The organism is Nonlabens spongiae (assembly GCF_002117125.1).
Classification (GTDB): domain Bacteria; phylum Bacteroidota; class Bacteroidia; order Flavobacteriales; family Flavobacteriaceae; genus Nonlabens; species Nonlabens spongiae.
The window spans coordinates 309133-327892 of the sequence record NZ_CP019344.1 but is presented as its reverse complement, the minus strand read 5'-3'; the positions used below and the strand labels follow the sequence as shown (position 1 = coordinate 327892).

Here is an 18760-nt window from a genome sequence, read left to right as displayed (position 1 = left end):
GGGTTTATTTAGAAATCAAGATTGCAGAAATAAAGCGTCCAGAAATTGAATTTACCTACCGAAATTCAGATCCTCATCTCATTTGTGAAAGCGTATAACTAATCATTATTGATATACTTAAAATCATAATAACTAAATTATCAAGCCTAGTATTCTTCCCAGTTTCAGCGAAATGTACCCCTAACCCATTATGAACTAATCCTGACCAATAATAGGGATGCGATAAGGCGTTGATTTTGACTCCCTTTAAATACTTCTGTTTTGCGAGAGATAAACTGAATAAACTACTATTTCCAGCTTTTAAGTGGGTATAAAACTCTTGAGTGATTTTAGATGTCACATCATCTGGTACCTCATAAAGACTAGCTATGGTATTAGAGACGCCTGAATGCGCAAATGCCCGGTGAATGGATCTAGAAGATATATTATTATTGCTATCATCAACCCGGGCAGATTGACATGAACTCAAGAAAACAAGCTTAGAATTAAGACCAGTGTTATATAATGTCTCTAGATCAACCTCCTCATCATCTGAAATATACATGACCGCCTCATCTGGTAAAGAGGCATCTGCTACGGTGTGCATGGCTAGATGTAAAATTTCATAATTTCTTATTTTATTTAAAAAATCTTCAGAATTTGATACGGTAATCAAATCACTATTTGAGAATTCATTACTGAGCCATTCGTATTCATCGATTGCACCATTGAGTCTCCCTAAGGTCTTGCCTCTCATAGAGGCTGCCTTCCCTGAATATTTAGGCGCAAAAATACCGAAATCATCAAGCACTAGGGATTTAGTAAGGTCGAGCTGTGCGTACTTAAAACTAGGCAAACCCGTTGTGCTAGTTAAAATTAAAAAACAGATTAAAAAAAGACCGTGCATTTTGTTGATATTCAGTATATTAATGGTTCCTAATCTGTAATTCTGATACCATGCACGATCTACCTGCAATGTACAAAAAACACCTTTCCTACCTCATTGATCTCTACCAAACCGTCACGGTGGACGGAAACTTCATCAAGCGACCGGTCAACACGAAAATGAATGACCTGGAGGTCATGGCACTCGCCATTACCGGAGAGGCGGCCTCGATCCCCAGCGAGAACCTATTGTTTGCCGAGATAAAGAAGCACTTTCGCGAGGACTTTCCCATGCTGGTCGACCGCACCAGGTTCAACCGGCGCAGGCGCTCGCTCGAGCCACGCTTCAAGGAGTCCGCGGGACTCTTGGGCGACCGTATGGATGATGGCAGATCTGCCCTTCTGGTGGACTCGATGCCCTGTCCCATCGTGCACAACGCCAGGGAGCACCGCATGAAGATCTGTATGGAAGATCTGGGCACGGCTCCGAGAAAGGGCTACTCGGCGGTTGACCGCCGCTACTACATTGGATACAAGCTCCACCTGCTCATGAGTACGCAGGGCATCTTCCATGACATGGCAGTGACCCCAGCAAACGTACACGACATAAAGTTCCTGAAGGAAAGGCAGTACGACGGTAGCGAGGAGAGGCAGATCATCGGCGATCGAGGCTATATATCCAGGGAGCTCCAGGCAGATCTGTTCACAAGCTACGGTATAGAACTTCTCACCCCACCCAGGAAAAACCAGCTGGTCAAAAGCGCATTCTCGCCCGAGAGGAGAAAGAACCGTAAGTTTATAGAGACAAGGTTTTCACAGTTATGCTCCCAGTTCTCCATCAAGATCAACCTGGCAAAGAGCTTCAAGGGCTTCCTGACAAGGGTCTCAAGCAAACTGGCCGCAGTTGCCATGCTGCAGATGTTCAATAGGGAAAACAACAGACCAATAAATAGGATCAGGCATGCATGGAACTACTAGCACAACGGGTTAGGCAAATAACCTATGACGGTAAAGTTGACTAAATAAGAGTCTCGGTACAATAAGCTTTCAAATGCGAGATGGTGCAAAATTCCGTCAGGAATGATAATTATTTGCTCTGGAATCTCAGTTTTAAAAATCGATGGCATCAACAATTTAGAATCCAGTAGATTGAGTAGAGAACCATTAGGTCTCGATGTAGCCTGGAGATGTTTCTCAAGTTGTTTAAGAGTTAGACCACTTAATTTTTCAAACCCAATCTTGCCTAGATTTAGATAAAAAACATAGATATCTTGATCAATAATCTTATACCTTAAGAATGGCGTAGTGTGATTTTGAGCTATACCATCCAGATTCAGACTTTCATTAATCGTTTCTTGTAACAATTTTTCCTGTTGAGGCAACTTTTTTCTTTGCAGTCTTACTATATCAAGAATCCTTTTGGCCTCAAGTTCTTGCCCCTTTTTTTTAAGAGAATCAGCTTCTAACAGCATTCTACGGTTGACTCTCAGTAGGCTATCTTTAAATTTTGTGCTTGCTGATTGACTATTGGTTACAAATCCCGACCACATCAATCGGTTTTCTATGTCTTCAATATCAATTAGAATGCTTGATATTTTTTCTGAATCGTTGTCATCGTTTAGATCGCTCAGTAATGCCTTTAAAATTTTATTATAATAGGTAACCAGCAAATCGCTGTACTCCGTATCTCGGTAAGACGCTTTAAATTGCTTAAGTGCAGCGGTTGTTGCATTTTTTGCGAGAGCATTGACTTCGACCTCGTCGGGAAAAGCCTTTTTGGACTCTTGAGCGATTTTCATAATGAGATCTGCGTGGTATGGATGCTTGCTGTACACCATATTTGAGAAATCGGGCTCAAGTTTTTCATCACCTTCATGAATGTCAGTCATGACCGATCTGAAACTCAACACCATTTCTTGCTTTTGACCCAATCCCGAATAGGACAAAACCAATCCAGCACTAAAAAAAGGTCTTCTCCTATCGCTAGGTTGCGTTTCCTCTAGTAAAATTTGATAGAGTTCAATAGCATTGTGGTATTCCTTTAAATAGTAATTGGCTTTGGCTAGATTGAATTTAGCTTGAACTTCGGTGGATTTGAATTCATCCTTTGAGAGGGCAATTGCTTTTGATAAGTGCGCTTTCGCGAAAGCGATATCCCTTAAACTATCCTTACTTGTTTTGAGATTGTTCAAGTAAAAGTCTCCCGTGAGACTCGTGGCGCTTGCAAGCCTGACCTGGCCATATTTACCGGTTTGATGGGATTGAGTGAATGCTTCTAATTCCGCAAGGGCTGTTTCCACAGCTTTGGCATCGACTCTTTTAGTGGACAGCAAAAGTCGCGCATATCGATTCCCTATCTGTCTCTCAAGATCATCAGGGAAATGCTGATCTATCAATGCTGACGTTTCATCTAGGTAGAATTCAGCCCTATCATAAAAGCCCAGCACCCGATTCCCATAAGCGAGATCTTGATAGATATCTGCCTTAAGTTCCAGGTCTGGATTTTCTGCTTTATTGATGAGTTCAAATGCCGCTGTAGTCGTATTCAAACTTTTCTCAATCAGGTCGAGCTCGTACTCGGCAAAAGCTCTGTCAAACAGAAGTTTTGCACCAAGGTTGTAACCTTGCTCCACAGATTGAGGACAGTAGTTGATCCCGAGATTGAAATATTCAATGGAGTTTTGATAAGCCTGTCTAGCATACATCGCGTTACCTGCAACGCTGTAAACTCTAGCAAATTGCAAACTATCGTTTGTACTTGTTGCATGAAACGTATCAAGAGTTGCCACCCAAGATTCTGCCTTTTCATACGCTTGCTTTTGAAATGCGGCATCTACATAAGCAGAATGCCCAGCAAGATCTTGCTGGGCATAGCTATACCATGACAAAAATGTCAACCAAAACATCAAATTAAGCCTCAGATTTTTTCTCAAGAAAATTCTTATTTAGATCAATATTAAAGAAAATTGACGTCTCAATAGTGAATATATGTTTTTTGAGAAGGTGATCAATATGACAGTTTTCACTAAATCAAATTTCTCATTCTAACTCTCTAAAATCTATCAAACCAATATATAAGACTCTGGTCAACTATTCAACTGACTCATGTCAAAGTTGAATAGGAGATCTACTGACCCGCTACTGAACTTACTTTAAAAGAGGACATAGTTATCAAGCGTGGTTTTTCATTGAGTTCCACTACTTCCATTTGATTAGTTACCCCACCCTTTTTATCATAGGTTGTCATTTCCATTACGTACCCTTCTCCAGAGGTTAGAGTAGCTGAACTCTGACCCATCATTTTCATCAAGCCTCCTAAACTTTCTTTGTAATCAAAGTCCACCTCTGGAGCAAACCAGGCAATCAGAGACCCTCCTTCAAATTCAATTTTGTATTCATGCGTAGTATAGCCTAAGATCATCTTAGTTCTTCCCGTTTTTGTATGCTTAACCTGTACATTATCAGTCCCATCGCTAGTCTCAGATGTGTTTCCCATTTCCATCATGCCCTGCATCCAACCCATATTCATGGTCTGCGCCGTACCTTTTAAAAAATCTAATATGATTGAGCTATTATTTTTTATATCAGTAAGGACAGCTTGATCCCCATTGTTTTCACCCGTCACAAATGCATCTTTTGAATACGACTGTTTAACGTATTGTACCTCATTAGATTCAAAGTCTGTTAGCTTCATGACCACATTGAATCTGAAAAGGTATTTATCTTCTATAACCGCAGGTTTTCCCGTCATACCCTCTAGCAGAGCACCCATTTTGTCCATAGATTGAGGTGTATTTGTTTTTGTCTCATTATTCTTCTTGGAATTCATAAGACTATCCATAGAACGATCTACTTGATCTTCAGCTTTTTGCTCCAGTTTTTGTTCTACCTTCTGCTCTACCTTTTTCTGTAGACGTTTCCAGATTTGTGCGTTTGCAATGCTAGACGAGAGAATTAAAGCGCTCAGCAATCCTATAAATTTGAATTTGTTCATGACTTTGATTTTCATTTTGTGGAGGGAATTCAGAAAAGGTTAACATGAACAAAAAAATTTATAATTTGGCTGTTAACCTTCAACACATCTATGTCACATAAGAACAAAGTCGATAGTGAACTTAAAAGGAGATTTCAGGAGAATGATCCAGAAGCGCTACGAGATGTCTATGTGGCCTATAAAGATGAATTGTTGAACTGGCTGATCAGGTACAACCTCAACATGGAAGATCGGTTAGATATTTATCAAGATGCTATTATCGAGTTGCAGCACAAACTAGTGACTCAAAAAGTAACCCTTGAAAAAGCGAGTATAAAAACCTATTTGTTTGGTATTTGTAAGTTTTTGGCCATTAGGCATCACAAGGCTAGAAAAATGGAACAAGTTTCTGACAGTGAGGAGCAAGTTGCCGAAATAAAGGTCGAGGAAGATCTGTCAGAGAACAGTAAATTACTGGCTCTTTCCTTTAAAAAATTAGGTGCGGCCTGTCAAGAGCTCATCTCCATGTTTTACTATCGCGGCTTGACCATCAAGGAGATGGTTGAACTTTCTAATTATAAAGATGAAAACACGGTAAAGAGTGCTAAGTCACGCTGTATGAAAAAACTCAAAGAGCTGGTGTCGTATGAAAAGTGATGAAAAAATATTCCAAGAGTTTATCAAGGGGTCTCTCAACGCAGCAGATCGGGCTGAATTTGAGAAGAGGATGGATGATGATTCCGCTTTCGCGAAAGCGTACCAACAGCATCTAGATCTCCACAATGCCATTAAAATAACAGAAAACAAACGCCGTAAAACCGTACTAGAAAAATACGAGGCTGAGCAAAACAAAGCTGGATCCACCTTCAAGTGGTATAAAATAGCTGCCGTAATCATCTTGTTGCTAGGCTCCGGTAGCTTGATATACATGTTCAACGCAGAGAATGTGTATGATCAGTATTATGAAAGCTATCCAAATCTTATTCAGCCCGTCGTACGTGGCGGCACGATAGAAAGTGACCTTGATCAATTCTATCAGTATTACGAGAATGAGGAATATCGGCTCGCAATAGAAACCAGCAGGCAATTAGCTGATCCTTCAAACGATCTTAGATTCTACGTGGCGATGTGCTATCTAGAACTCAATCAAAAACAAGAGGCTCTAGATCGATTAGGTAAGATCAAGAGTACTGATGAAAGGATCAGGCCAGCAATTTTATGGTATAAAGCTCTAATTTATATTGATCGAGATCAAAATGATAAGGCGATTCAAAATTTAGACTCACTGTCAAAAACTTATCCAAGCTTCATGACCAGTGAAGTTCACGAGTTATTACAAGAACTCCAATAGCGCTATGAGAGAATTATTTCTTTTTTTCGGTGGCTTTGTTAACCTTCAGTGCTGAATGTTTACTCAATAATAAATAGTTTCATGAAAGCACTTAATCTAGTACCCATCATAATTTTTTGCGTGGTAACCTTTACATCATGCCATGATCAAAAAGAATCTCAAGAAGTTCAAAAAGCCATGGAAGACGGCATGAATATTCTAGAACAGGTTCCTGAAATGAAAAAAGAATCTGATGCCAGAAAAGCAGCGATCAATTCAAAACAACTCAATGGTGAATTTGTAGCCAGTCTCGATGGGGAGCCGTTCATGAAATCAGAATGGAACACCTCGATCTCACGCATTTTGTTCACTAATAATCTTGCGGTTTATTCCCTTTGCCTGTCTCCTGATAGCTGTAAAGAATTGATCAAAATTAAAATAAGCGACTCACCTATACCTTATGATAAAATAGAGCCGACCTATTATAAAACTGGAAATGAAGGAATTGTGGAGGACCGCTATTTTTCCATCAGTTATTTTAATGAAGATGAACGCTCGCTATCTTTTAATTCAGATAAAGGTGAGGTAACCCTGGTAAAGCTTACTGACGATAATCTGACTGCTACATTCATAGGGACGGTGCAACAAGGTAACTTCGGTAATACCACCAGTAAACCATTCACGATGGAACTTAATCTGGATTACGATTTTATAACAACAGATCAGCGCAAGTAGAGTCACCACCACTTGCGCTGATTTTAAATTATGATTCAGTTACTAATTAACAGCAACCACCTCCATCATAATGATAGGTAGAATTGCTTATAAAAATATCATCGCGACCTAAAGCTGCCAGTGCACCGGCTGTTTTATCGCATATGGCAAGCGGCTGATTTTGTAATAAAACGTGCCCTTTTCCATCGTCAAACTGGCGGTCGTCACCATAATATATAGCTGCTTTTCCAGTGAAGATACAGGGACCATCTTCTGGCATGGGATCCTTAATAGCGGCAACTTCTATAGACTCTATGTAGATGAGTTCGTCTGTAGGATAATTTTTAGGATCGAGAATACGGTAAGGTTTTCTGGCTCTTATCTCAATCGTACCAAAACCAGCATTAGTAAGCGCCTTAACGTACTGATCTATAGGCAATGAACCACTCAGGCAAAGCGCACGCAGGCGATCATCGTTACGCAATTCATCGTTCATGGGCTGCTCACAGGTGGGATCACTCATAACTAGGCGACCGTGCGGTTTAAGCACTCGGTACATCTCGTCAATAGCCTTCTTGAGATCTTCTTCCTTAAAGATATTGAAGAGACAATTTTGAGCCGCTACATCTATGCTGTTGTCTGCCACCGGTAAATTAAGTGCATCCCCTTTGTGGAGCTCTACAAAATCACTCTGGAACCAGGCGTTTTCTTCTTCGGCAATCTTAAAATTCTTGCGGCTCGCCTCCAGCATTTCAGGAACCACATCTACCCCTACTACTCCACCTTTTTGGCGAGAGAAATAGGCAAATTGAAGTAATTCCATACCACCGCCTACTCCTACATATAGGATTCTGGGGCTGTTAGACAAATCCCTGGCGTGCACCGTAGAACCACAGCCGTAGTTCATCTCTTGCATGATTTTTGGGATCTTCAATCCCGGTAGTTCCCAAACAGGGTTTGTGGTGCAACACAAGCCTACATCTGGCACGAGTGCGGCGTCTTTATATAATTCTTCTGTGGCGTTTAAATAGCTCATTTAGATAAGTATAAGATTAAGTGTAATAATAAGTTTAAATACAAAAGGTGCTTTTATGGTTCCGCTTTCGCGAAAGCGGCATTTTCAAAAAACATGTGATCACGCTACCGTACCCTGACAACTACTTCCAGCTCCTGCCGTACAGCCATAGCAATGCTGGGAAATACGTATGTCGCGGTTTTCAAGTTCTGGCTCGTTGTACTCACTGATGTGTTTTGAATTGCTGTTAACTTTCATATCCAGCATCTGATTGAAATCACAGTCGTACAGATAGCCGTCCCAGCTTACGGAAATGGTGTTAGTACACATCACATTTTGCACTGCTGCAGGGTTAAAGGCCTCTACGAGTGCATACATGTAATCCTCGTAATTTTCGCTGGCGATCAAGTAATCCAGAAAACGGGCAATAGGTAGATTTGTAATGGCAAAGAGGTTATGGAATTGTATCCCAAAGTCTTCCATAAGTGCCTTTTTGAAATCTTTCTCCATACTCGCCTGATCTCCTGGCAAAAATGCACCGCTGGGATTGTATACAAGGTCTAGTTTAAGATCACTACCGGGCATACCGTAACCGCGATCGTTTAATTCTTGTAATGCTTTTATGGATTTATCAAAAACACCGTCACCACGTTGCTTGTCAGTCTTGCCTCTGGTCCAATGGGGCATGGAGCTAACGACGTGAATGTTATGCTCTTTAAAAAAGTCGGGCAGGTCATGATATTTAGGGTTAGCTCTGATGATGGTCAGATTAGACCGAACGATAAAGTCATTAATTCCCACTTTACTCGCCTCTTCAACAAACCACCTGAAATGCGGATTCATCTCTGGAGCGCCACCGGTGAGATCTAGGGTATGGGCGCCAGTTGACTTGATCACATCCAGAATTTGCTGCATGGTCTCACGCTTCATGATTTCTTGTCGGTCAGGACCCGCATCTACGTGACAATGCGCGCAAACCTGATTGCACATATACCCCACGTTCACCTGGAGAATCTCTAGCTTCTTAGGCTGCAGTGGAAACTGGCCCGTCTCGTAGATCTTCTCAGCAAAAGTGGGTAGCTCGCCATTTGAAAATGGCTCCCCTTTAAGTATTTCTAATTGTTTGCGTTTATTGGCCAGTTCGCTCTCGCGTCGCTGGAGTGATTTTTTAGTCTCTACGCCTACTGCCATGAATGGGTTTTATAGAATTAAAATCTAAGTCGCGATTGAATCCAATGCTTTGCACTGATTCACATAAGTACTTACGACAAAGATGGTTTAAAGGTTTTAATAATTTAAACTTGAACCCTTAAGTGAGCAATTATGTACCTATTTTAAGGAAATGGTTACATTTCCAGTTTATTCACCTTATTCATCATTTGCACGCCGTGAACGAGAGTTGCGCCTCCCTTTATGGCGCCTGCTACGTGTACCGCTTCCATCATTTCTTCTTTAGTAATTCCTCGCTGCAGTCCATCACCGGTGTAGGCATCGATACAATAAGGACAATGAACTGCGTGTGAAACGGCAAGGGCGATAAGTGATTTCTCTCTAGCGCTTAACTTCCCTTCTTCAAAAACTTTCCCGTAGTATTCAAAGAACTTTTCTCCCAGTTCCTCGCTCCATTCTGTGATGGAACCAAATTTTTTTAAGTCCTTAGGGTCGTAATATGATTTTGTCATGATATTAATTTTCATGGAAAATACGATAAGGAATCTGAACTTTCACAAAACGAAAACACTTGACCTATAAATCGCTTGTCTGCCTTTTCAAAAGCTCCCTAAATGTCAACCATAATCCAAAACTATTACCTACTTTTAGAGGCAAGAAACCTATACCACCAATAACGCGACCCAGCGAGAATGCGATTCGTGCTTTATGCGGCGTGCTTTCCTTTCGCTTCGCTCGTCGGAAGCAATTAGCACTCTGTCTGGCGGACAGAATTCAAAACTATTGCCTTCATTTTTGTGAAAGCCTACAAAAGCGGGAAGCATACGATAGCCAGATTTAATTTATCCAAACCTCCGAGGTCTCAAAGAACTCGGAGGTTTAGCTGTTGTAAATAGCTATAAAAACCGCTCCAAAAAGTCCAAAACCTCTTCTTGCTTATCGATGTAATATGTCGCTGCAGTGTTGTCGCGGCCTACTTTTACCGTAACCGCTTCTGTGGGTAGGTCTTGAAACATATATTCATCAGTCCAGTCGTCGCCTATGCTGAAGATAAAATCGTAAGGTTTGTTTAAGATGTGGTTGCAGGCGGCTTTCCCCTTATGCACATTGCTACTTTTGATCTCGATGACTTTGTTACCAGAAAGAACACTTAAACCATCGTTACTGGACAATTCCTTGATCACGTTTGAAAGTTCGTTAGCACGCATCACGCCCAGATCTGGATCTGCCTTGCGGTAGTGCCAGGCGAGGCTGTATTTCTTCTCTTCGATAAAGGTTCCCGGTGTACGGTCCACATAAGTCTGCAAAATAGGCTGTATGGATGGCACCCAGTCGGTATTCATGGCTTCGGTTGTGTGCCACTCTCCTCCTACTTCTTTTTTCAGAACACCGTGCTCTGCAATGAGAGTTACTGGAACTTCTTTGAACCACTCGCCCAAAGTCACAGATTCCCGACCGCTTATGATAACAACCTCGTTTTTCTCATTATTCTGCAGGTCGCTCACTAATTTTAAAATACGATCATCCGGTCTCGCCTCCGTAGGATCATTGACAAATCCTCGCAAGGTTCCATCATAGTCCAGGAAGAATATGCGTTTCTCGGCACTGTTATAATGTTCCAGAATGCGTTGCTGGCGGTGCTCTCGCAGTTTTTTGGTACGCACATATTCATCATCCACGCGCACGGCTTGCAACCTGTTCATGAAATCGGTGGCCCATTTCTCGACGTTGTAGCGCTTCAGGCGGCTTTGCATGTATTTATTACGTTTTTTCTGATCGCGCTCGGGCATTTCCAGCGCTTTTTTAATCGCATCGGCAATGAGGTCCAGGCTGTTTGGGTTAATGAGTAGCGCCTCGTTCATTTCTTTGGCCGCACCTGCCATCTCGCTGAGTATCAAAACACCAGTGCGGTCGGTTCTGGTGGCGACATATTCTTTGGCGACCAGGTTCATCCCGTCGCGTATGGGCGTGATAAGCGCCACATCGCTACTGGTGTAGAGGTCTATGAGGTTTTGGAATGGCATGGAGCGGTAAAAATACCAGATGGGCGTCCAGCTCACGGTCGCAAACCTCCCGTTTATGCGTCCTACCAGCTCGTCAATCTCTTTCTTAAGTAATTGATATTGAGGTACATTGGAACGACTAGGCACGGCAAGCATAATTAAGCGCACCTTCTCTGAATACTGTGGATATTTCTCCAAAAAATGCTCGTAAGCCCTTATGCGGTTAGCAATACCTTTGGTGTAGTCCAGTCGGTCTATGGACAGGATGAGTTTAGCGTCTGGCGTCTCTTCTTGATGGTGCTGGAGTCTACGTTGCAGCTCGCTCTGTGCGGTGTCTGTTTGTTCATGGTTCGCTTTCGCGAAAGCGGAAAACTTTTCATAATCAATACCCATGGGAAAGGAATCCACGGTCACCACTCGATCTGTGAGTGAGATGGAGTTGAAACTGGCGGGAAAGCCCAAGATACGGCTCACGGAACTAAGGAAATGGCGCTCGTAATCGTAGGTATGAAAACCAAGCAGATCTGCGCCCAGCAAGCCTTTCAAAATCTCCTCACGCCACGGGATGGTACGGAACACCTCATAAGAGGGGAATGGAATATGCAAGAAAAACCCGATGGAAACCTCTGGACGTTGCGCCCTGATCAAACCGGGCAGCAGCATGAGCTGATAATCATGCACCCAGATGGTATCGCCATCTTCCGCGTTTTCAAGCACGACTTTGGCAAATTTTTCATTAACCGTTTTATAGGATTCCCAAAAATCATCCTCAAATTCTGCGTATTCCATAAAATAATGGAAGAGCGGCCAGATCGTACGGTTGCTAAAACCGTAATAATAGCCCTCCATATCAGACTCTGTGAGACGCACGCCCGCACATTGCTGATCTTGAACCTCTTTCTTAATGGCATCTTCATGCTGTACATCAATCTCCTCTGCCGTGAGTCCCGTCCAGCCTATCCACAAACCATTGCTATCTCGGTGTACGGACTTGAGTCCGGTAGCGAGACCGCCCACACTGGGTTCTGCATGGACTTGGTCATTTTCTATGGAAAGTTGCAATGGTAGTCGGTTTGAGACGATGATGGTTTTAGGCATTATAACGTAGTCTTTTGAATGGGTTTAATCGTTAAAGTTTAAATTTCGGGCTTCTGGAACAAACATTTGAAAAAGTCACATTAAAATATGGATAATCTTAATTACGGTATCATAGGAAATTGTAAAAGCGCAGCGTTAATTTCTAACAAAGGCTCAATAGACTGGTGTTGTTTACCCGTTTTTGATAGCGCTTCGGTTTTTGCCAAGATTCTTGATGAGGAAAAAGGTGGCTCACTGGGCTTTATCATGGACGATTCTTATGAGACTCATCAAGAATATCTCTGGCAAACCAATATCCTCACGACTCATTTTGATAATGGTAAGGACGCTTTTCAAGTAATAGATTTTATGCCTAGATACAAACAAGAGGATGGGACGTTTTACATGCCGCCTGATATCGTGAGATTTATAAGAATTTTAAAGGGCAGACCGACTCTACGCGTTCATTTTGATCCTAAATTGAAGTACGCTCAAGGCGAAACGGTGATCGATAACGACGGTGATTATTTACACTGCAAAACGATTAGCGGCGAGTATGAGTCGGCTTTTTTGTATAGCGATATGAATCTGGACAAAATCTTGAATCAGGAAGAAATTACGCTGGAAGGAAATGCTTTTTTATTGCTGTCGTATCACGAGAAATTGACCACTCAATCCTTGGATCGCGCTTACTTGAAATTTCAACGTACCAAAACCTACTGGATGAACTGGAGCGAGCGCACCACTCGTTATCCGCTCTATCAGGAAGAAATTGTGCGTAGTGCTTTAACCTTAAAAGCTTTAACTTACGAGAAAACAGGGGCTGTTCTCGCTGCAGCCACGACCAGTTTGCCAGAAACCATAGGTGAAGTGCGCAACTGGGATTACCGTTTTTGCTGGATACGGGATGCAAGTATGGTGATCAGGGTGATCGCTGGATTAGGACATTTACGCTCTGCAAAACGCTTTCTGCAGTTTATCGTGGACACCATTCCTGAGAAGGACGAGAAAATCCAGATCATGTATGGTATTCACGGTGAAAAAGAGCTTACCGAGAAATTTCTGGATCACTTGTCTGGCTATAAAAATTCCAGCCCGGTAAGATTAGGAAACGCTGCCTACATCCAGAAGCAAAATGATATCTACGGTATTTTGATGGAGGTGATCTATCAGCAATTTGACAAATTTGAGACCAGCCTAGAAAACAGCGAGCAACTCTGGACCATTATAAAAAGCGTGACCTCAACCGTAAGAAAGAACTGGCAAAAACCAGATAAAGGCATCTGGGAACTGCGCACAGAGGACCGCCACTTTGTTTTCTCAAAACTTTTGTGCTGGGTAGCCATAGATCGTGCGATTAAAATCAGCGAAATCTTGAAAAAACCGAGGTATCAAGAAGAATGGAAAGCTTTAAGAGCTGAAATTCACGATGACATCTACAATAATGGTTGGAATGAAGAAATTCAAGCTTATACACAGTCTTACGGTAGTAAAGATCTGGATGCTTCTACGCTACTTATGGAGCAATATGGTTTTATAGAAGCGCAAGACCCGCGATTTATAAGCACTGTACAGGCAACGGAGCGCGAACTGTGCAAGGACGGTTTGATGTACCGCTATAAGAACAACGACGATTTTGGCGAGCCGAGCAGTTCGTTTACGATCTGTACGTTTTGGTTGATCAATAGCCTAAATAAAATTGGTGAAACAAAGAAAGCTCGAGAGTATTTTGACCAACTGCTATCTTATAGTAATCACTTGGGACTTTTTAGTGAAGACATTGATTTTAAAACTAAAAGATTGCTCGGAAATTTCCCTCAGGCATACTCACATTTGGCATTAATTGAGACGGCGGTGAATTTTAGTGAGTGATGATTGACGCAACTTGAGAAATATCAATTTCATACATTTATGAAAATACTTCAGTCATGAAAATTCTAGTTTCGACTCTGGTGCTTTTGACCTTGTTAATAGGTAATGAGAATTATTATGAAAATTCGGAATCAAGAAATAACGATGAATTGTCTTACGAGGCACGATCAACATTTATAAACACGGGCGATCCAGATTGCAGAGCCATCGTTGTTGACCTTATTTCAATAGATTCTAATGGTCAGCGGCTTTTGGCCGCTTCGGGAATTTGGAATTTTAATTGCACTTCTCAATCAACAGTTGATAATCTTTTCAAAGAATCTGAATACATACGTTGCGGTGAGATAGAAATCTTGGAAAAAACTCTCGTTTCGTATCAAGCCGTTACAGAAAATTATACTGGTAAATGCCTGAGTGAACTTATAACAGATGATAATAAGGGTGAAAAGATAAAATGGAAGATTAAAGAATCGATATCTGAATTGATGGAGGAATGAGGGTGCTGCTGGTCTCTTTAATTGATAAGTAAGGAGAAAATAAATCTATGCTTAATTAAGCTAGGCATTCTAGTCTGACACTATTTGGTTTGAGCAATTTTTTGAGGATCTTGCCTCGTATCAAAAACATTAGCTATTTCAACTCTTTTTGACTTTGTGTTTATCCAATAGACTTTTTTGTAGTTGGTATGAATCAGGTATCGGTATTCAATCTTCCTGTGCTTCAGGTTTTCTTCAATTTGTCCGATTTCAGGTTGATTTGATAGAACTTCTGTGGTGTCAACGATACCGTTGATAATATCCCTCGCTATTCGCTTGCCCGCCTTTACTTTATAATAGTTATAGATTTCGACCAGCTTGACCTCTGCAAGTTGAAGCCAGAGAACTTTTAGTTCCACTTTTCGATTTTGACTTTCAAGTCATTGACTTCGATCATTCGACCATTCTCAGAATCGGATTCGGCTTGATCCATCTCAGCATTATATTGTTCCATCGACATCGGTTTTAAATTTTCCTCAAGCAACTCCGTTTTTCTTTTCCGCAGAATCTGTTCAAGCATAATGACGATTTCCTCATTTTGTAACCGTAGAAACTCCTGAACGAATTCAATTTTTCTAGCCTCGAGATTCATTTGAAATAGGTTTTATTCAAAGATAAGCAATAGTCGTATTCAGACCTTTGTCAACTCTTATAGTTTACAAAAAGCATCAAACAGCTATAAGTTTAGCTGAATCCCTAACACTTTCTTATCAAGAATCTATAAAATTTCCTTGATCCCTATCTTTGTATCAAACAAAAAAACTTCATGGACTACAGAATAGAAAAAGATACGATGGGCGAGGTTCAAGTGCCTGCCGATAAATTATGGGGAGCTCAAACTCAGCGCTCGATCAATAACTTTAAAATTGGCGCACCGGCGAGTATGCCGCTGGAAATTATCTACGGATTTGCCTATTTGAAGAAAGCAGCCGCGCATACTAATCATGAACTGGGAGGTCTTGATGAAGAAAAGCGCGATCTTATTGCTCAGGTCTGTGATGAAATACTTGAAGGGAAACATGATGATCAATTCCCTCTTGTAATTTGGCAAACGGGTTCAGGGACGCAGTCTAACATGAATGTTAATGAGGTTATTGCAAACAGAGCACATCAATTAGCTGGTAAAACCATCGGTGAAGGAGAAAAGACGATCCAGCCCAATGATGATGTTAATAAGAGTCAGTCCTCAAACGACACCTTCCCTACCGGAATGCACATTGCTTGCTATAAAATGATCGTGGAAGATACGATCTCTGGGATCAAGCAGTTAAGGAATACGCTCCATAAAAAAGCTCAAGACTTTGATGAAGTGGTGAAGATAGGTCGTACGCATCTTATGGACGCTACACCATTAACCTTAGGTCAGGAATTCTCGGGTTATGTTTCTCAATTGGACCATGGTATTATCGCAATTGAAGCAACCCTAGAGCACTTGAGCGAACTCGCACTTGGTGGAACCGCAGTGGGTACAGGTCTTAACACACCAAAAGGCTACGACCGCAAGGTAGCAGCCTACATAGCTGATTTTACAGAGCTTCCATTCAAAACGGCCGATAATAAGTTTGAAGCACTAGCTGCTCATGATGCAATGGTGGAGACTCACGGTGCCTTAAAACAAGTCGCGGTTTCACTCAACAAAATTGCACACGACATCAGAATGCTGGCGAGTGGACCTCGTAGCGGAATAGGCGAGATCATCATACCTGCAAATGAACCTGGAAGTTCCATCATGCCGGGAAAAGTAAATCCTACACAGGCTGAAGCCATCACCATGGTTTGTGCGCGCGTAATGGGTAACGATACTACGGTTACTGTAGGTGGTATGCAAGGGCACTTTGAGCTGAACGTTTTCAAACCAGTTATGGCGGCAGCAGTTTTGGAAAGCGCAAAACTTATAGGAGATGCCTGCAGAAGTTTTGATGAAAATTGTGCCGTGGGAATAGAGCCCAATCATGAAAAAATCAAGTCGCTTTTAGAAAACTCTTTGATGCTTGTCACGGCACTCAATACAAAAATAGGGTACTACAAAGCTGCAGAAATAGCTAACAAGGCGCACGATGAAGGAACCACGCTCAAAGCAGCTGCACTCAGTTTAGGCTACGTTACCGAAGCAGAATTTGATGAGTGGGTACGTCCAGAAGACATGACGGGACACAAATAATCAAATACTTTTAATCAAATTTATATTTTACTTGGCAGCAAGAGTTAATCTTGCTGCCTTATTTTGTTGTAGATGGATAATAATGAGATTTTAAGACGCTTACGTTTTACGCTAGATTTGAGCGATGATGCAATGATCGATACCTACAAAAAGGGCGGTGAAGAGGTTTCACGCGCAGAGATCAGCGACTGGTTAAAAAAAGAAGAGCATGAAGATTTTGATGCGGTCATCGATGAGAACCTAGCCGTTTTTCTCAATGGTCTCATAGTAAACTACCGCGGCAAAAAGGATGGTCAAACGCCCATAGCCGAGGTTGTACTAAATAACAATATCATCTTACGTAAGCTCAAAATTGCTTTTAATTTTAAAAGTGATGAAATCGTCTATCTTATGAAATTGGGCGGTCAGAAGGTTTCTGAAAGTGAATTGACATCGTTTTTCAGGAATCCCAAACACGCAAAATATATGCACTGTAACGACCAGTACTTGAGAGCGTTCTTAAACGGTTTTCAAAAACAACGTATTAAACAACGCAAAAACTCTTAGTAATGAATTTGACAATGAGCAGTTTTCAAAAGGTGATACTCGTCATGCTTTTAATGATTCTAACATCCTGTGGCAGCTCACAGTTTTCAAAAGAGTATATAGAAAAGTATGATACCGGCGAGCCTAATCTGCTGAATGATTTTCATAACCTGAGAGACGATTCCTATTACGTTCCCTATCTCAACCGTGATCTAACTTTTATACAGTTTAATGGTACTGCGAGTACTTTTTACACCGGCAAGGCCATGTTTGATAATCACGACACCTGGTCAAAATTTTATTTTGATAATGATCAAAATCGTGAGTTTATCCTATGGCGAGAAGTTATCATTACTCGCGACAGAACTCCAGTAAATATTATTACGAGTGGTGATGAAAACCCCTATACTACAAAGGCATCATTTGCAGCATTTGATATGAAAGGTAACGATTTACTGGTTGCAGGTAGCTCGTATCGTCAAGAATTAATCGAGGAAATGGCTGCACTCATAAGACAGAACAACGAGGAGAACAAAGAGTTTTATAAACGATACTGGGCAGCTCGCGATCCGCGTATTTTTGAAATCATGCTCAAGGAAGGTAAATTTGATCCAGAGCCTAAATTCGATATGAATCGATAAATATTTACAGATTCCGCTTTCGCGAAAGCGAGAACATTTCAAACATCGTTTGCATAGAACCAAAGCATTTCAACCACGTAGAACTTTATGGAAGATGATCGCTTGAGAATCATTTCAAAGTCGAAACTGAAAATTTCTTTGAAAGAGAATTTATCATTCTTCAGAAAAAGTCTTTTTAAACCTGCACTAAGAAATATTGAACATGAATTCTGGCGAAATTCCATCTGTGATTTTTTGAATTTCAATGTCATAGAAACCAAAAACCTTAGGCATTCCCTAGGCAATTTACTTAAATATAAAATTTTTAAATATGCCTTCTTTTTTACGGAAAAGGAGCGCGAAAGAATGAATGCTGCATGGGAAAGACACATTGTTACTGAGGGAATACCCACTGTGGATGTCCCTGAACTCTACGGGAATATCCCAATTGTTGATATAGACTCAGATGATTTTATAAAAACAGATTTTGATGGATTTGTTTCCTACATGAAAGACTATCTAAGACTCTTAAAATATTATGATTGTGATGATCAACAAATTCAAGACTTCAAAGAAATCTTTAAAAAATCACTCCTTTTACTCGCTCATCACACTCCAGAACATAGAGTTTACTATATCATGGATCAAGACTGTATTCCTTCTTATAGGAAAAGGCCCCATGGATTTTATGACTATTACATTACGGTTATATCTACCTTGAGATATAGTAATCAAGTGGTCGTGATGGAATTTGGTCAAGATTGACTCACCAAACTTTTTAATTCATGGTGTGGAACCTAGCGCTCGCTTGTGTTTTACCGAGCTTTAGGCAGGAATAGCAACCGTAAAACCCTCTGGTCGCTCACCAGCTACGCTGCCTCGTCGCTGACCTGCCTCCCT

19 protein-coding genes are annotated in these 18760 nt (G+C 41.3%); 10 read left to right on the top strand and 9 right to left on the bottom strand.

Translation table 11 applies throughout. The features are described from left to right. Positions 1 to 73: 73 nt before the first annotated feature. Entirely contained in the window at positions 74 to 835 is a 762-nt protein-coding gene (locus BST97_RS01570; RefSeq protein WP_169711514.1) for a CHAT domain-containing protein, read from the bottom strand. A gap of 101 nt (positions 836 to 936) precedes the next feature. On the opposite strand from BST97_RS01570, the gene BST97_RS01565 reads away from it, so the two are divergent. Continuing rightward, positions 937 to 1842: an IS982 family transposase gene (locus tag BST97_RS01565; RefSeq protein WP_085765563.1), complete on the top strand. Its 906-nt coding sequence runs from the start codon at positions 937 to 939 to the stop codon at positions 1840 to 1842. On the opposite strand, the gene BST97_RS01560 is transcribed toward BST97_RS01565, so the two are convergent. Continuing rightward, on the bottom strand, positions 1839 to 3797 hold the full coding sequence (locus tag BST97_RS01560; protein WP_157111377.1) for a hypothetical protein: 1959 nt from the start codon (positions 3795 to 3797) through the stop codon (positions 1839 to 1841). The two genes, BST97_RS01565 and BST97_RS01560, sit on opposite strands and share 4 nt — an antisense overlap. A 194-nt stretch (positions 3798 to 3991) precedes the next feature. Next, positions 3992 to 4858, bottom strand: a complete 867-nt coding sequence (locus tag BST97_RS01555; RefSeq protein ID WP_157111375.1) for a hypothetical protein — start codon at positions 4856 to 4858, stop codon at positions 3992 to 3994. A 90-nt stretch (positions 4859 to 4948) separates the two neighbouring features. On the opposite strand from BST97_RS01555, the gene BST97_RS01550 reads away from it, so the two are divergent. From BST97_RS01550 to BST97_RS01540, 3 genes are all read left to right on the top strand, one after another. Beyond that, entirely contained in the window at positions 4949 to 5494 is a 546-nt protein-coding gene (locus BST97_RS01550; RefSeq protein WP_085765590.1) for an RNA polymerase sigma factor, read from the top strand. Continuing rightward, positions 5484 to 6188, top strand: a complete 705-nt coding sequence (locus BST97_RS01545; protein WP_085765589.1) for a tetratricopeptide repeat protein — start codon at positions 5484 to 5486, stop codon at positions 6186 to 6188. The genes BST97_RS01550 and BST97_RS01545 overlap by 11 nt, the downstream gene beginning before the upstream one ends. Positions 6189 to 6269: 81 nt before the next feature. Then, positions 6270 to 6902 (top strand): hypothetical protein, encoded by a 633-nt coding sequence (locus tag BST97_RS01540; protein WP_085765588.1) that lies wholly within the window; start codon positions 6270 to 6272, stop codon positions 6900 to 6902. Between the two features lie 46 nt (positions 6903 to 6948). Here BST97_RS01540 and arsM read toward each other — a convergent pair whose 3' ends face one another. The 4 genes from arsM to BST97_RS01520 all read right to left on the bottom strand — a co-directional run bounded on the left by arsM (position 6949) and on the right by BST97_RS01520 (position 12167). Then, on the bottom strand, positions 6949 to 7917 hold the full coding sequence (arsM, locus tag BST97_RS01535; protein WP_085765587.1) for an arsenosugar biosynthesis arsenite methyltransferase ArsM: 969 nt from the start codon (positions 7915 to 7917) through the stop codon (positions 6949 to 6951). A gap of 99 nt (positions 7918 to 8016) precedes the next feature. Continuing rightward, complete coding sequence (gene arsS, locus BST97_RS01530) at positions 8017 to 9087, bottom strand: arsenosugar biosynthesis radical SAM (seleno)protein ArsS (protein WP_085765586.1); 1071 nt, start codon at positions 9085 to 9087, stop codon at positions 8017 to 8019. Positions 9088 to 9242: 155 nt separating this feature from the next. After that, on the bottom strand, positions 9243 to 9578 hold the full coding sequence (locus BST97_RS01525) for an arsenosugar biosynthesis-associated peroxidase-like protein (RefSeq protein WP_085768112.1): 336 nt from the start codon (positions 9576 to 9578) through the stop codon (positions 9243 to 9245). Between the two features lie 384 nt (positions 9579 to 9962). Beyond that, the gene (locus BST97_RS01520) at positions 9963 to 12167 is read right to left on the bottom strand and encodes a bifunctional alpha,alpha-trehalose-phosphate synthase (UDP-forming)/trehalose-phosphatase (protein ID WP_085765585.1); all 2205 of its coding nucleotides are present in this window, start codon (positions 12165 to 12167) and stop codon (positions 9963 to 9965) included. 87 nt (positions 12168 to 12254) lie between these two features. Here BST97_RS01520 and BST97_RS01515 point away from each other — a divergent pair, with 87 nt between their 5' ends. Together BST97_RS01515 and BST97_RS01510 are read left to right on the top strand one after the other, a co-directional pair. Next, entirely contained in the window at positions 12255 to 14018 is a 1764-nt protein-coding gene (locus BST97_RS01515; RefSeq protein WP_085765584.1) for a glycoside hydrolase family 15 protein, read from the top strand. A gap of 56 nt (positions 14019 to 14074) precedes the next feature. Next, positions 14075 to 14515: a hypothetical protein gene (locus BST97_RS01510; RefSeq protein ID WP_085765583.1), complete on the top strand. Its 441-nt coding sequence runs from the start codon at positions 14075 to 14077 to the stop codon at positions 14513 to 14515. Positions 14516 to 14595: 80 nt separating this feature from the next. Here BST97_RS01510 and BST97_RS01505 read toward each other — a convergent pair whose 3' ends face one another. Beyond that, a complete protein-coding gene (locus tag BST97_RS01505; protein WP_085765582.1) occupies positions 14596 to 14913 on the bottom strand; it encodes a type II toxin-antitoxin system RelE/ParE family toxin in 318 nt (105 codons plus the stop codon). Further along, positions 14904 to 15146, bottom strand: a complete 243-nt coding sequence (locus BST97_RS01500) for a hypothetical protein (RefSeq protein WP_085765581.1) — start codon at positions 15144 to 15146, stop codon at positions 14904 to 14906. Before BST97_RS01500 ends, BST97_RS01505 begins: the two co-directional genes overlap by 10 nt. Positions 15147 to 15320: 174 nt before the next feature. Here BST97_RS01500 and fumC point away from each other — a divergent pair, with 174 nt between their 5' ends. The 4 genes from fumC to BST97_RS01480 all read left to right on the top strand — a co-directional run bounded on the left by fumC (position 15321) and on the right by BST97_RS01480 (position 18625). Further along, positions 15321 to 16715: a class II fumarate hydratase gene (fumC, locus tag BST97_RS01495; RefSeq protein WP_085765580.1), complete on the top strand. Its 1395-nt coding sequence runs from the start codon at positions 15321 to 15323 to the stop codon at positions 16713 to 16715. A 72-nt stretch (positions 16716 to 16787) separates the two neighbouring features. Beyond that, a complete protein-coding gene (locus tag BST97_RS01490; protein WP_085765579.1) occupies positions 16788 to 17261 on the top strand; it encodes a YehS family protein in 474 nt (157 codons plus the stop codon). A 2-nt stretch (positions 17262 to 17263) separates the two neighbouring features. Further along, positions 17264 to 17881 (top strand): hypothetical protein, encoded by a 618-nt coding sequence (locus tag BST97_RS01485; protein WP_157111374.1) that lies wholly within the window; start codon positions 17264 to 17266, stop codon positions 17879 to 17881. A gap of 138 nt (positions 17882 to 18019) precedes the next feature. Continuing rightward, positions 18020 to 18625 carry a hypothetical protein gene (locus tag BST97_RS01480; RefSeq protein ID WP_157111373.1) on the top strand — a complete coding sequence of 202 codons (606 nt, stop codon included), beginning with the start codon at positions 18020 to 18022 and terminating at the stop codon, positions 18623 to 18625. Positions 18626 to 18760: the final 135 nt, after the last annotated feature.

Coding starts and splice junctions, on each gene's coding strand:
- arsS (WP_085765586.1), bottom strand. CDS start 9,087: ATGGCAGTAGGCGTAGAGACTAAAAAATCACTCCAGCGACGCGAGAGC.
- BST97_RS01565 (WP_085765563.1), top strand. CDS start 937: ATGCACGATCTACCTGCAATGTACAAAAAACACCTTTCCTACCTCATT.
- BST97_RS01525 (WP_085768112.1), bottom strand. CDS start 9,578: ATGACAAAATCATATTACGACCCTAAGGACTTAAAAAAATTTGGTTCC.
- arsM (WP_085765587.1), bottom strand. CDS start 7,917: ATGAGCTATTTAAACGCCACAGAAGAATTATATAAAGACGCCGCACTC.
- BST97_RS01485 (WP_157111374.1), top strand. CDS start 17,264: ATGAATTTGACAATGAGCAGTTTTCAAAAGGTGATACTCGTCATGCTT.
- BST97_RS01490 (WP_085765579.1), top strand. CDS start 16,788: ATGGATAATAATGAGATTTTAAGACGCTTACGTTTTACGCTAGATTTG.
- BST97_RS01510 (WP_085765583.1), top strand. CDS start 14,075: ATGAAAATTCTAGTTTCGACTCTGGTGCTTTTGACCTTGTTAATAGGT.
- BST97_RS01500 (WP_085765581.1), bottom strand. CDS start 15,146: ATGAATCTCGAGGCTAGAAAAATTGAATTCGTTCAGGAGTTTCTACGG.
- BST97_RS01540 (WP_085765588.1), top strand. CDS start 6,270: ATGAAAGCACTTAATCTAGTACCCATCATAATTTTTTGCGTGGTAACC.
- fumC (WP_085765580.1), top strand. CDS start 15,321: ATGGACTACAGAATAGAAAAAGATACGATGGGCGAGGTTCAAGTGCCT.
- BST97_RS01545 (WP_085765589.1), top strand. CDS start 5,484: ATGAAAAGTGATGAAAAAATATTCCAAGAGTTTATCAAGGGGTCTCTC.
- BST97_RS01550 (WP_085765590.1), top strand. CDS start 4,949: ATGTCACATAAGAACAAAGTCGATAGTGAACTTAAAAGGAGATTTCAG.
- BST97_RS01520 (WP_085765585.1), bottom strand. CDS start 12,167: ATGCCTAAAACCATCATCGTCTCAAACCGACTACCATTGCAACTTTCC.
- BST97_RS01555 (WP_157111375.1), bottom strand. CDS start 4,858: ATGAACAAATTCAAATTTATAGGATTGCTGAGCGCTTTAATTCTCTCG.
- BST97_RS01515 (WP_085765584.1), top strand. CDS start 12,255: ATGGATAATCTTAATTACGGTATCATAGGAAATTGTAAAAGCGCAGCG.